This window comes from Pseudoclavibacter sp. 13-3 (genome assembly GCF_021168475.1).
Lineage (GTDB): Bacteria > Actinomycetota > Actinomycetes > Actinomycetales > Microbacteriaceae > Pseudoclavibacter_A.
Genome location: NZ_JAJOZT010000004.1, coordinates 39,020 through 51,620 on the forward strand (window position 1 = coordinate 39,020; position 12,601 = coordinate 51,620).

At 65.8% G+C, this 12,601-nt stretch carries 14 protein-coding genes; 4 read left to right on the forward strand and 10 right to left on the reverse strand.

The annotated features are described in order from the left end of the window. Window positions 1-3: 3 nt before the first annotated feature. Window positions 4-792 (reverse strand): ABC transporter ATP-binding protein, encoded by a 789-nt coding sequence (locus LRX77_RS07700; RefSeq protein ID WP_231832331.1) that lies wholly within the window; start codon window positions 790-792, stop codon window positions 4-6. 103 nt (window positions 793-895) lie between these two features. Here LRX77_RS07700 and serB point away from each other — a divergent pair, with 103 nt between their 5' ends. Beyond that, window positions 896-1,540: a phosphoserine phosphatase SerB gene (gene serB / locus LRX77_RS07705; protein WP_231832332.1), complete on the forward strand. Its 645-nt coding sequence runs from the start codon at window positions 896-898 to the stop codon at window positions 1,538-1,540. Between the two features lie 33 nt (window positions 1,541-1,573). On the opposite strand, the gene fabG is transcribed toward serB, so the two are convergent. Further along, entirely contained in the window at window positions 1,574-2,290 is a 717-nt protein-coding gene (fabG, locus tag LRX77_RS07710; protein WP_231832333.1) for a 3-oxoacyl-ACP reductase FabG, read from the reverse strand. A 232-nt stretch (window positions 2,291-2,522) separates the two neighbouring features. Here fabG and LRX77_RS07715 point away from each other — a divergent pair, with 232 nt between their 5' ends. Beyond that, window positions 2,523-3,005, forward strand: a complete 483-nt coding sequence (locus LRX77_RS07715; protein WP_231832334.1) for a DUF3099 domain-containing protein — start codon at window positions 2,523-2,525, stop codon at window positions 3,003-3,005. Beyond that, window positions 3,002-3,928 (forward strand): SURF1 family cytochrome oxidase biogenesis protein, encoded by a 927-nt coding sequence (locus LRX77_RS07720; RefSeq protein ID WP_231832335.1) that lies wholly within the window; start codon window positions 3,002-3,004, stop codon window positions 3,926-3,928. The genes LRX77_RS07715 and LRX77_RS07720 overlap by 4 nt, the downstream gene beginning before the upstream one ends. Window positions 3,929-3,952: 24 nt before the next feature. Here LRX77_RS07720 and LRX77_RS07725 read toward each other — a convergent pair whose 3' ends face one another. The 6 genes from LRX77_RS07725 to sufB all read right to left on the reverse strand — a co-directional run bounded on the left by LRX77_RS07725 (window position 3,953) and on the right by sufB (window position 9,909). Beyond that, on the reverse strand, window positions 3,953-5,548 hold the full coding sequence (locus LRX77_RS07725; protein ID WP_231832336.1) for an ABC-F family ATP-binding cassette domain-containing protein: 1,596 nt from the start codon (window positions 5,546-5,548) through the stop codon (window positions 3,953-3,955). Window positions 5,549-5,835: 287 nt separating this feature from the next. Further along, on the reverse strand, window positions 5,836-6,159 hold the full coding sequence (locus LRX77_RS07730) for a metal-sulfur cluster assembly factor (protein WP_442961622.1): 324 nt from the start codon (window positions 6,157-6,159) through the stop codon (window positions 5,836-5,838). Further along, complete coding sequence (gene sufC / locus LRX77_RS07735; RefSeq protein ID WP_231832337.1) at window positions 6,159-6,926, reverse strand: Fe-S cluster assembly ATPase SufC; 768 nt, start codon at window positions 6,924-6,926, stop codon at window positions 6,159-6,161. The genes LRX77_RS07730 and sufC overlap by 1 nt, the downstream gene beginning before the upstream one ends. Window positions 6,927-6,967: 41 nt before the next feature. Beyond that, complete coding sequence (locus tag LRX77_RS07740) at window positions 6,968-7,315, reverse strand: non-heme iron oxygenase ferredoxin subunit (protein WP_231832338.1); 348 nt, start codon at window positions 7,313-7,315, stop codon at window positions 6,968-6,970. A 2-nt stretch (window positions 7,316-7,317) separates the two neighbouring features. Further along, window positions 7,318-8,475 carry a Fe-S cluster assembly protein SufD gene (gene sufD, locus LRX77_RS07745; protein ID WP_231832339.1) on the reverse strand — a complete coding sequence of 386 codons (1,158 nt, stop codon included), beginning with the start codon at window positions 8,473-8,475 and terminating at the stop codon, window positions 7,318-7,320. Window positions 8,476-8,490: 15 nt separating this feature from the next. Then, window positions 8,491-9,909, reverse strand: a complete 1,419-nt coding sequence (gene sufB, locus LRX77_RS07750; RefSeq protein ID WP_231832340.1) for a Fe-S cluster assembly protein SufB — start codon at window positions 9,907-9,909, stop codon at window positions 8,491-8,493. Between the two features lie 162 nt (window positions 9,910-10,071). Here sufB and LRX77_RS07755 point away from each other — a divergent pair, with 162 nt between their 5' ends. Next, entirely contained in the window at window positions 10,072-11,097 is a 1,026-nt protein-coding gene (locus LRX77_RS07755; protein WP_231832341.1) for a COX15/CtaA family protein, read from the forward strand. A gap of 69 nt (window positions 11,098-11,166) precedes the next feature. Here LRX77_RS07755 and LRX77_RS07760 read toward each other — a convergent pair whose 3' ends face one another. Together LRX77_RS07760 and LRX77_RS07765 are read right to left on the reverse strand one after the other, a co-directional pair. Next, complete coding sequence (locus LRX77_RS07760; protein WP_231832342.1) at window positions 11,167-11,520, reverse strand: MGMT family protein; 354 nt, start codon at window positions 11,518-11,520, stop codon at window positions 11,167-11,169. Between the two features lie 17 nt (window positions 11,521-11,537). Next, window positions 11,538-12,575, reverse strand: coding sequence for a heme o synthase (locus tag LRX77_RS07765; protein ID WP_231832343.1), 1,038 nt, complete (start codon window positions 12,573-12,575; stop codon window positions 11,538-11,540). Window positions 12,576-12,601: the final 26 nt, after the last annotated feature.

The window sequence follows — 12,601 nt, forward strand, 5'->3', positions numbered from 1 at the left end:
ACACTATACCAGATTGGCACGTGCTGCGTAGCGTCCCTCGTTCTCGGTCACGGTCAGCGGCAGCCCGTAGAGCTCACTGAGCTTCTCGCTGATAATGACCTGGTTGATGGGCCCCTGCCGCATGACTCTGCCGTCTTTCAGCAGCAGGGCGTGGGTGAAGTTGCGCGGGATTTCTTCGACGTGATGCGTCACCGAAACCAGGGCCGGCGCGCCGGGGGCCACCGCGTACTCCCCCAGCAGCTGCAGCAGCTCTTCTCGCGCACCGAGGTCGAGGTTGGCGGTGGGCTCGTCGAGCAGCAGCACCTCGGGGTCGCTCATCACCGCGCGGGCGATCTGCACGCGCTTGCGTTCGCCATCGCTCAGCGAACCGAACCGGCGGTGGCTGAGCGGTTCGAGCTGCCAGTCGCGCAGCATCGCATGCGCGCGGTCGAGGTCGAGCTCATCGTACTTCTCATTCCAGCGACCGGTCACCCCGTAGACGGCCGTGAGCACGGCGTCGAGCACGGACTCATTCGCCGGAATGCGCGCTCCAGTGGCCGACGACGCGACGCCGATGCGGGGCCTGAGGTCGAAGACGTCGACGCGCCCGAGCTGCTCGCCGAGCACGCGCACCTCGCCGCTGCTGGGATGCAGCTGAGCGCTCGCCACGTTCAGCAGAGTGGTCTTGCCGGCGCCGTTCGGGCCGAGCACCACCCAGCGCTCGTCGCCTTCGACGCGCCATGAGACGTCGTCGAGCAGGGCGCGGCCAGAGCGCCGCACGCTGACATGCTGAAGATCGAGCACTGTAGTCATGGTCTCCAGCCTAGAACATGCCTTCGACTTCTTGGGACGCCGCACCGTGTGTTGAGCTCACCCGCTGCGCCTGCGCGAGACGCCCGGCCGGTAGACTGTGCTGGTGACCGTCTCAATGCTCGTCGTGACCGATGTCGACTCCACCCTCATTCAAGACGAGGTGATCGAACTGCTCGCCGATGCGGCAGGCGTGCGTGCCGACGTCGCGGCCGTGACCGAACGGGCGATGCGCGGCGAGATCGACTTTCGCGAGAGCCTCACCGAGCGTGTCGCCGCTCTGGGCGGGCTGCCCGAGTCGGTGATCGCGGATGTCATCGGCCGCGTGCGGGTCAGCCCCGGCGCCGAGCAGCTCATCTCGGCTGTGCATGCGCACGACGGCCGAATCGGTGCGGTCTCCGGAGGCTTCAGTCAGATTCTCGAGCCGCTGGCGGCCCGCCTCGGCCTCGATCTCTGGTCAGCCAACGTGCTCGAGATCGTCGATGGAAGACTGACCGGCCGAGTCACCGGCGAGATCGTCGACGGGCAGCGCAAGGCCGACCTGCTGACGCAGTGGGCGGCGCAGCTGCAGGTTCCGCTCGCGCGCACCGTCGCGATCGGCGACGGTGCCAACGATCTGCTCATGATGGGGGCGGCCGGCACCTCGATCGGCTACCGCCCGAAACCGGTTGTGGCCGCAGAGGCCGACCACGTCATCCTGCCGCCCGCAGGGCTTGACGCAGCGGTGCCGCACCTGCCGATCGACGCCTGAGCCGAGTCGCACCCACTGTCGATCCGGCTCGGGTCAGTGCCCCATTCCGAGGCCGCCGTCGACCGGGATGACCGCGCCGCTGATGTACCCGGCGTCCTCTGACGCCAGCCAGGCGATCGTGCGAGCCACATCGTCGACCGACCCGAAACGCCCTGCCGGAATCGCCTTCAGGTACTCGGCACGCTGCTTCTCAGTGAGTTCTGCCGTCATATCGGTCTCGATGAAGCCCGGGGCGACCACGTTCGCGGTGATGCCTCTGGCACCCAGCTCACGAGTCACCGAGCGGGCGATGCCGATGAGACCGCTCTTGGCCGCGGCATAGTTCGTCTGACCGGCCGAGCCGTAGAGTCCGACGACGCTTGACAGCAGGATGATGCGCCCCCAGCGCGCCTTGATCTGCCCTTTGACCACGCTCTTGATCGAGCGGAACACCCCGGTCAGGTTGGTGTCGATCACCGACGAGAAGTCGTCTTCGCTCATCCTCAGCAGCAGCGTGTCGTGGGTGATGCCCGCGTTGGCCACCAGAATCGCGACCGGGCCGAGCTGCTGCTCGACCTCGGCGACAGCCGTGTTCAGCGACTCCTGGTCGGTGACGTCGGCATGCACGGTCAGCGTGCCCTCGGGGCCGGATCCGTGCCGAGCGGTGACGGCGACGGGGTAGCCGAGCCGCACGAATTCCTCGGCGACGGCGCGACCGATGCCCCGATTGCCTCCGGTGATCAGAACGACGCGTGTTTCGGCTGCTGACATGAGGGCTCCTTGTGATGGTGGTTCAGGCGGTCAGAAGAGGTGCGTGGTCACCGCGCGTCGGCCGCGAGACGGATGCGACATGGCCGAGACGGATCAGCCCACGCTCGCTCCATCCGTCTTAGACTATAGTCACGGGCGTGTGCGCGCTCGCCCACCGGCCTGTCGGCCGGTGCAGCACCGTGGTGAGCAGTCTCGCCGCGGGCGACCGTCAAGATCGCAGGAGGTGATCGACATGCCGAACCGCGAAGTCGCCGTCGTCACCCACGCACCGAATTCCCCCAGAGACGACCGCGTGCGGCGCATGGTGCACTATTCGATCGCCATGGGCATCCGCATCGTCTGCGTACTCGCACTCTTCGTCGTGCCGGGCTGGTGGAAGCTCGTTCCGGCATTCGGGGCGGCGTTCCTGCCGTACTATGCCGTGGTCATCGCGAACCTGCCCAAGCGAGTCAACGACGACGGCTTTCAGTCGATCGTGCAGCAGGCCATCAGTCAGAAGGCGCACGAACACCCCGCTGATTCCGGCTTCCCCGAGACGATCACCGTCGACGAGGGCTCGTTCGCACACGACGGATCGCCCTTCGAAGCCGGCCCGGGCGCAACGGGTCAGCAGCCTGATTCGTCGGGCACGGGTGCCTCGACGACCCGCTCTGCACCGTCCGGGGGCTCTTCGGCAGCGAGTCAGCACGACCAGCTGACCCTGCGCCACGCATGAGCGCGGCCAAGACGCGGCCGCCTCTGCTGGCTGCGCTGAGCAGGCTGCGCCCGTGGGAGTGGATCGGCTACCTTGCCGGTGTCATCGTCTTCGCTGTCGTCTGCGTCATGCTGTCGCACTGGCAGTTCGATCGCCGAGATCAGGCGGTCGCCGAGATCGCAAAAGTCACCGGCAACTGGTCGGCCACTCCCGCCGCACTCGGCGACCTGGTGCCTGGCCTCGACGACTTCGACGATGCTGACGAATACCGCAGAGTGCTGCTGCACGGCACCTACCTGACCGACCAGCAGCTGCTGGTGCGCAACCGACCGCTCAACGGGCAGCCCGGATTCGAGGTGCTCGTTCCTCTTCTGCTCGACGACGATCCCGCCGCCGACCCCTCGACGAGTACTGCCGGCCGCGTCTTCTTCGTCAACCGCGGCTGGCTGCCCACAGGGTCAGACGGCAACGCTCCCGCCGACGTTCCGGCCCCGCCCGCCGGCGACGTCGAAGTCGTCGCACGACTGCGGGCGGCACAGCCCCTAGTCGACCGAACTGCTCCCGACGGGCAGATCGCCAGCTTCGCCCTGCAGCAGGTGGTCGACCGCTTCGACCTCTCCTCTGCCTACACTGGAGCCTACGGGCAGATGGAGACCGAGTCGCCGGCCCCGGCAGAGCGGCCGCAGATCATTCCGCAGCCCAGCCTCAGCGAGGGCAGCCACCTCTCGTATGCCCTGCAGTGGATCGCCTTCGCGGTGCTCGCCTTCATCGGATTCGGCTACTCGATCAGGCAGACGCTGCGTCGCATCGAAGAGACGGGCAACGACGAGGTCGTGGCCCAGCAGCGCCGTCGCCAGGGCAGCCGTCGGCGCGACGAGGACACCGACTACGAGGATGCACTCGTCGACGCCGCCGCAGGGCACCGGGGCGCTTCGGGCGAGTGAGACCGCCTCGAACGGCGGGCTGGTTCAGGCCAGCGAGATCAGATCGGCGTACTCTGCCGTCCAGATGTCTTCGGTCGCCTCAGGCATGATGACCACCCGCTCGGGGTCGAGCGCGAGCACCGCTCCCTCATCGTGGCTGACCATGATCACGGCGCCCTCGTAGTGCGAGAGCGCATCGAGAATCTGCTCTCTGCTGGCCGGGTCGAGGTTGTTGGTCGGCTCGTCGAGCAGAAGCACGTTGGCGCTCGAGACCACCAGGCGAGCCAACGCGAGTCGCGTCTTCTCGCCGCCGGAGAGCACCCCGGCGGGCTTCAGCACGTCATCGCCGGTGAACAGGAACGAGCCCAGAACGCTGCGTGCCTCGCGCTCGCTGAGATCGGCCCCGTCGAGCATGTTCTGCAGCAGCGTCCTGTCGCCGTTCAGCGTTTCATGCTCCTGCGCATAGTAGCCGAGCTTGGCGCCGTGGCCGAGTTCGACCACGCCGGAGTCCGGCTCGTCGACCCCCGCGAGGATGCGCAGCAGGGTCGTCTTGCCTGCGCCGTTGAAGCCCAGGATGACGACGCGCGATCCGCGGTCGATCGCGAGATCGACGGCAGTGAAGATCTCGAGCGAGCCGAAGCTCTTCGAGATGCCCTTCGCCATGAGCGGCGTCTTGCCGCAGGCGGCGGGCTTCGGAAAGCGGATGTTCGCGACCCGATCGGCCTGACGCGGGCCTTCGAGCCCTTCGACCAGCTTCTCGGCGCGTCGCTGCATCTGATGCGCCGCAGCGGCCTTGGTGGCTTTCGCCCCGAAGCGGGCCGCCTGCTGCTGCAGCTGGGTGGCCTTCTTCTCGGCATTGGCCCGTTCACGCTTGCGACGCTCCTCGTCGGCGATGCGCTGCCGCTGATAGAGCTTCCAGCCCATGTTGTAGATGTCGATCGTCAGGCGGATCGCATCGAGGTAGAACACGCGATTGACGGTCTCTTCGATGAGCCGCACGTCGTGACTGATCACGATCAGTGCACCCTGATACTTCTGCAGAAACCCGCGCAGCCACATCACCGAGTCGTGGTCGAGGTGGTTGGTCGGCTCGTCGAGCACCATGGTGTCGGCGTTGGCGAAGAGGATGCGCGCGAGATCGACGCGGCGTCGCTGACCGCCCGAGAGCGTGCCCAGCGGCTGGGCCAGCAGACGATCGTCAAGGCCCAGGTTGTTCGCGATCACCGAGGCGTCGGCCTCGGCGGAATAGCCGTCGAGCGCCTCGAAGCGGTCGGTGAGCCGACCGAAGCGGGCCATCGCCTTCTCGGCGACCTGCGGGTCGGACGAGCCCATGTCGTCCTGCGCCTGTTTCAGCTGGGCCGAGAGATGACCGAGATCGCGGGCGTCGAGGATGTGATCGAGCGCCTTCTGCTCGGGGTGCCCAGCTTTGGGATCCTGCGCCAGGTAGCCGAAGACGCCTCGTCGCTCGACGGCGCCGTGCGCTGGCAGCAGGTCGCCGGCGAGCACCTTGGTGAGCGTGGTCTTGCCGGCGCCGTTGCGACCGACCAGCCCCACTTTGTCTCCCTTGTCGACGCGGAAGTTCACTCCGCTCATCAGGGTGCGGGCACCCACTCTGATCTCAAGATCCTTCACGGCGAGCACTCGCGGTCCTTCTTCTACTGTGATTGTGCGCGTTGTCTGATGCGCGCTGATTCGTTCGCGGTTGTGTGCGGTGGCCGGCAGACGAAGCCTGCACGACTGAGGCGCACGGCGTGTCTGCGCCGACCCGATGAGTCAGTATACGGTACCGGTCGGGCGCTCTGTCGGCGGTGCAGCCGAGTCAGTCAGCGTTCGGCACTGCCGCCGCGAGACGCGAATGAGCGCGGTCGGCGCGAGATGCTCTGCGTCGACCGCGCTCAGACGGTCAGGTACGGTGGATGCTGTGGTCGTCAGATCGTGAAGCCGAGCGCCCGCATCATGTCGCGCCCCTCGGGCGTGATGCGCTCGGGGCCCCACGGCGGCATCCACACCCAGTTGATGCGGAAAGACGGCACGACGTCTTTCAGCGAGGCGGTGATCTGCTCTTCGAGCACGTCGGTCAGCGGGCAGCCGGCCGAGGTGAGCGTCATGCTGATCACCAGTTCGCCGTCCTCGTCGAACGAGAGGTCGTAGACGAGACCGAGATCGACGATGTTGACGTCGAGCTCGGGATCGACGACCTCGCGCAGCGCGTCTTCGATCTCGTCGTACTTCTCTGGCGAGGTCTCGGCCATCAGACCAGTGCCTCGTTGGGATCGAGGAAACGATCGTAGCCTTCGTCTTCAAGGCGGGTGGCGAGCTCTGGGCCGCCCTCTTCGGCGACCTTGCCCTTGACGATCACATGCACGAACTGCGGCTTGATGTAGCGCAGGATGCGAGTGTAGTGCGTGATCAGGATCAGGCCGGTGTCGTTGTTCTCGTGCACGCGGTTGACGCCCTCGGAGACGATGCGCAGGGCGTCGACGTCAAGGCCGGAGTCGGTCTCGTCGAGCACGGCGAACTTGGGTTTGAGCAGCTCCATCTGCAGAATCTCATGGCGCTTCTTCTCGCCGCCCGAGAAGTTCTCGTTGACGTTGCGCTCGAGGAAGTCGTCGCTCATGCGCAGTTCTTTCATCGAGCCCTTGACCTGCTTGATCCAGTCGCGCAGCTTCGGCGCCTCACCGTCGATGGCGGTCTTGGCGGTGCGCAGAAAGTTGCTCACCGTCACGCCGGGGATCTCGACCGGGTACTGCATGGCGAGGAAGAGACCGGCACGAGCGCGCTCGTCGGCGCTCTTGTCGAGCAGCTCTTCGCCGTCGAGCTTCACCGAGCCGCTCTTGATGATGTAGCCGGGATGACCCGCCAGCGAGTACGCCAGCGTCGACTTGCCCGAGCCGTTGGGGCCCATGATGGCGTGCACCTCACCGGTGTTGATGGTGAGGCTGATGCCCTTGAGAATCGGCTTCTCGCCTTGGTCGGTCTCGACACTGACGTGGAGATCGCGGATTTCCAGTGATGACATGGTGTTTCTTTCTGTGAGGTTCAGTGGTTTCGAACGCAGGCTCAGCCCTGGGCGAGCGTGCCCTTCGAGTTGATGTAGACGTCGCCGTCTCTGACTTCGACGTGGTAGACGGCGACCGGCTCATAGGCCGGCAGGGTGAGCGGCCTGCCGGTCTTCAGATCGAACTTCGACCCGTGAGCCCAGCATTCCAGTGTGCAGCCTTCGACGAAACCCTCTGAGAGCGAGATGTCGCCATGCGAGCACCGGTCGCCGATCGCATGCACCTCGCCCTCTGCGGTCTTGACCAGCGCAATCGGCTCGTCTCCGATGGTGACGCGCAGCGGACTCTCAGGGTCGAGCTCGTCGAGTGCACAGACTCTGACCAGATCACCGGTCTTGATGTCAGGCATGCTCACACCTCCGTCTGCAGCAGCTCTGCCTCGACAGCCTGCTCCAGACGCTCCTCCAGCGGGGCGTAGCCGATGCGCTGGATGACCTCGATCAGGAAGCCTCTCACGACCATGCGCTTCGCCTCGTCCTCGCTGATGCCACGCGACTCGAAGTAGAACAGCTGCTCGTCGTCGAACCGGCCGGTGGCCGAGGCGTGACCGGCGCCGATGATCTCGCCCGTCTCGATCTCGAGGTTCGGGACGGAATCGGCACGGGCGCCGTCGGTCAGCAGCAGGTTGCGGTTGAGCTCGTAGGTGTCGGTGTTCTCGGCGTCGGCGCGGATGAGCACGTCACCGATCCAGACCGTGCGTGCGCCTTCGCCCTGCAGCGCACCCTTGTACGTCACCCGTGAGACGCAGTTCGACTCATTGTGATCGACGTAGACCTGCTGCTCGAGGTGCTGGTGCGCGTCGGCGAAGTAGATGCCGTCGAGCTCGACGTTAGCGCCCGGCCCGTCGAAGCGAGCCGACGGGTTGACCCGCACCACTGCGCCACCGAGGTTGACCACGACGTGCCGCAGATGGCCTGAGCGGCCGATCGTGATGAAGTGCTCGGCATCGTGCACCGCCGTGTCGTTCCACTCCTGCAGCGTGATGACGGTGAGATCGGCCTCGGCTTCGACCACGATCTCGACGTTCTCGGCCAGGCTCGCATCGCCCTGGTTCTCGAGCACGACGATCGCCTTGCTGTGCGGCTTGGCGGTGATCACCGTGTGGGCCGCGCGAGGCGCGACTCCCAGCTGATCTCGGGTGACGAACACCGGGTCGGCCAGCTCTGCGCCGGCCGGAATCGTGATGCTCAGCGCCTGGCCGAACCCGCTCCAGGCTGCTGCCGAGACGTAATCTTCGGGCAGCGTCTGCGACGAGCCGACTGCTTTGTCTGTGCGAGCCACCCACGCTGCGGTGACGCCTTCAGGCGCGTTGAAGGTGTAGTCGTAGGTGCTGCCGTCGAGATCTCCGAACAGTGCGGCCAGGCGATCGAGCGGTGTGTTCTTCCACACCAGCTCTCGATTGCTCGGCTTGTCGAACTTCGAGACGTCGGTCGAGGCGAAGCGCTGTGAGCGAGTCTGTACGGGCACTTCGTACCCGTGGCTGTGCTCTTTCAGTCCTTGCTGTGTCACTGTGTCAGTCACTTCCTAGCCCACTGATCCTTCCATTTGCACTTCGATGAGCTTGTTGAGCTCGAGGGCGTACTCCATCGGCAGCTCACGGGCGATCGGCTCGATGAAGCCGCGGATGATCATGGCCATCGCCTCGTCTTCGGGCATGCCGCGGCTCATCAGGTAGAAGAGCTGCTCTTCGCTGACCTTGGAGACCGTCGCCTCGTGGCCCATGGTGACGTCATCCACGCGGATGTCGACGGCCGGGTAGGTGTCGGACCGCGAGATGTTGTCGACCAGGAGAGCATCGCAGCGCACCGTGTTGGCCGAGTGGTGAGCGTTCTCGCCGAAGCGCACCTCGCCGCGGTAACCGGCACGGCCGCCGCCTCGAGCGATCGACTTCGAGACGATCGACGACTGGGTGTACGGTGCGAGGTGGATCATCTTGGCGCCGGGATCTTGGTGCTGGCCCTCGCCGGCGAAGGCCACCGACAGCGTCTCGCCGCGGGCGTGCTCACCGACGAGGTAGATGCTCGGGTACTTCATCGTGACCTTCGAGCCGATGTTGCCGTCGATCCACTCCATCGTCGCGCCCTCTTCGGCGATGGCGCGTTTGGTGACGAGGTTGTAGACGTTGTTCGACCAGTTCTGAATCGTCGTGTAGCGCACACGGGCGTTCTTCTTCACAATGATCTCGACGACCGCGGAGTGCAGCGAGTCGGTCTTGTAGATCGGCGCGGTGCAGCCCTCGATGTAGTGCACGTAGCTGTCTTCGTCGGCGATGATCAGGGTGCGCTCGAACTGCCCCATGTTCTCGGTGTTGATGCGGAAGTATGCCTGCAACGGGATCTCCACATGCACGCCCTTGGGCACGTACACGAACGAACCGCCAGACCAGACGGCGGTGTTCAGCGCGGCGAACTTGTTGTCGCCGGCGGGGATGACCGTGCCGAAGTACTCTTCGAACAGGTCGGGGTGCTCGCGCAGCGCGGTGTCCGTGTCCAGGAAGATCACGCCCTGCTCTTCGAGATCCTGTCGAATCTGGTGGTAGACGACCTCGGACTCGTACTGCGCGGCCACACCGGCAACCAGGCGCTGACGCTCGGCCTCGGGGATGCCGAGCTTCTCGTACGTGTTGCGAATGTCTTCAGGCAGCTCTTCCCACGACTCGGCCTGTCGCTCTGTCGAGCGCACGAAGTACTTGATGTTGTCGAAGTCGACACCGCTCAGGTCTGCGCCCCACATCGGCATGGGTTTGCGATCGAACATCTGCAGGCCCTTGAGCCGGCGCTTCAGCATCCACTCAGGCTCGTTCTTGAGCTTGGAGATGTGCCGAACGACTTTCTCGCTCAGTCCGCGCTGTGCATGCTCGCCGGCGGCATCGGGGTCGGCCCAGCCGAACTCGTACTGGCCCAGCCCTTCGAGCTCGGGGTTCTTCTCGAGAATCTCGCTCACGGTAGTGTTTCCTCTCTTGCCCTCGTTCAGCGGTTGTTGCCGCCGGGCATGCTCGCCCCTCACAGCGAGCAGTCTCTACTCTAGTCAGTGGCTTCTTGTCTGCAACGGATATCTCGGGTGTCGCATTCCCGCGCGCCGACGCGGTGCGGGATAATGAGAAGCATGCATGCCCACGACCGCGCAGACGGAGTCTCAGACGCTGCTCAGACAGCCCTTTCCTCCGCTGAGAAGCGCCGCTCCCCCGCACCACGTCCGTTCATCGACCCCGTTCTTCGGGTTCCGGGCGTCGGTGTTCGCGCCGCCGCCATCGCCGCGCTGATCGCCAACGTCGTCATCGTCGCCACGGGGGGCCTCGTGCGTCTGACCGGCTCCGGTCTCGGTTGCGACACCTGGCCGAAGTGCACCCCGGGCGCGTTCACCACGACGCCGGAACAGGGCATCCACGGCCTCATCGAGTTCGGCAACCGCACGCTGTCGGGTGTGATGCTCGTCATCGCGCTCTGGGGCCTCATCGCCGTCTATTCCGGCGCGCGCCACCGTCGCGATCTGATCGCCCTGGCCTGGACGCAGGCGGCCGGCATCATCGTGCAGGCCGTCGTCGGCGGCATGGTCGTGCTGTTCCATCTCACGTGGAACCTCGTCGGCTTCCACTACATCCTCTCGATCGTGCTGGTCGCGTTCATGACGATCTTCGCGGTGCGCGCGCACGCTCCCGGCGGCCCTCGAGCCCGTGCCGTGCGACTGCCCACCCTGATCGTCACGCACGTGATGACCCTGGTGCTCGCGGTGACCGTGATCGTCGGCGTCTTCGCCACCGGCTCGGGCCCGCACTCAGGCGATCCGTCCGAGGTCGTGCGCACCGGGTTCGACGCCGAGCTCGTCTATCACGTGCACGCCTGGTCGGGCTATGTGCTCTTCGCACTGACGATCGTGGTCGTCGTGCTGTCGCTGCGCGAGCACGCCGGCTTCCGCAGGTGGGCGGTCGCTCTGATCTGCGTGCAGATCGTGCAGATCGTGGTCGGCATCGCACAGGCCCGACTGCACCTGCCGGGCACCCTCGTGCTCGTGCACATGGTGCTCGCCGCCGTGCTCACCGCAGCGGCCGTGGCCACGGTGCTCGCGCTGAAGCGACCGACCGCCGAGATCGACGAGACCGCGACTGGGAGGTCTGCACCAGTCACGGCCTAGAACATCGCGGGCTTCGCACTGGCCTGACCGACGCGATCTGGAAGACTCCCCGCACATCGGTCTGCACGATTACTCGCTCTCTGCCGCCAAGCCGATTCCGAAGGTCGAGGCCGAATGCCATCGTGCCGCGGCAAGGTCAACCGTGCCGTTCGCCCGCATCGGCGTCTGCTCGCGAGAATAATGGCGGCGGGCCTGGGCTGCGAGCGCTGCGGGCAGATCGCCGCGGGCTGACACCACGCGCCACCAGGGCAGCTCGGAGCCGCTGTCTCGCATGACCCGGCCGACAGCGCGTGCGGCGCGAGATCCGAGCAGCCCGGCGACGTCTCCGTACGAGAGCACGCAACCAGTGGGGATCATCGATACCAGCGCGAAGACCTCCTCCGAGAATGGCAGGGTCTCAAAGTCGCGAGCCGCTGCTGACATCGATGCGACGGCTCGGCTCAGAGCGGCAGGTACAGCAGCGGGTCGACAGCGACCGCGAGAAAGAGCAGACTCAGATACGCGATCGACCCGTGGAACACCGTCATCGACCGGCTGCCGTCGCCGCGCAGGCTCTCGGAGTACAGCGCGTGCGTCTGCCACATGAACCATCCGCCGCTGAGCACCGCGGTCACGGTGTAGAGCCACCCCATGCCGCCGACCGGTATCAGCAGCAGAGAGCAGGCCACCAGCGCCCAGGTGTAGAGCACGATCTGCAGGCCCACGACGCTGCGGCCGCGGACGACAGGCAGCATGGGAACGTCTGCGGTCGAATAGTCGTCTCGATACTTGACCGCCAGCGGCCAGTAGTGCGGCGGCGTCCACAGAAAGATCAGCCCGAACAGGATCAGCGACTCCCAGCTGAGCGACGCGGTCACGGCCGCCCAGCCGATGAAGACCGGCATGCAGCCGGCGATGCCGCCCCAGACGATGTTCTGCGAGGTGCGTCGCTTCAGCAGCATCGTGTAGACGACCACATAGAAGAAGATGGCGAAGGCCGAGAGGAACGCGGCGAACCAGTTGGTGGTCGCCCAGAGCCAGCCGATCGAGACGAGACCGGCGATCCACGAGAACGCGAGCGCCTGCCGATCGGTGAGCTCGCCGGTGACCAGCGGACGATGCTGCGTGCGCTTCATCAGCCGGTCGATGTCTCGGTCGAGGTAGCAGTTGAACGCGTTTGCGCTCGCAGCGCTCAGGGTGCCGCCGATCAGCGTGTTCAGCACGAGCCAGATGTTCGGGATGCCGTGGGCCGCCAGAATCATGGTGGGCACGGTGGTGACCAGCAGCAGCTCGATGATGCGCGGCTTGCTCAGAGCGAGATAGGCCTGGAATCGACCGGTGAGCCACTCTCGTCTGGTGCCGCCTGCAGCGAGCGCTGCCGTCAGACCGTGATCTGCGGCGGGATGCAGTGGCTGGGTCAGGCTCGGCGGGGTCGCCTCGCCGTTCGCACCGGTCTCGTCTTCGGTCACAACCGCAGACTTGGACTCCGCCTCGGACATACACCCTCATTCAGCACTTGTCGGAA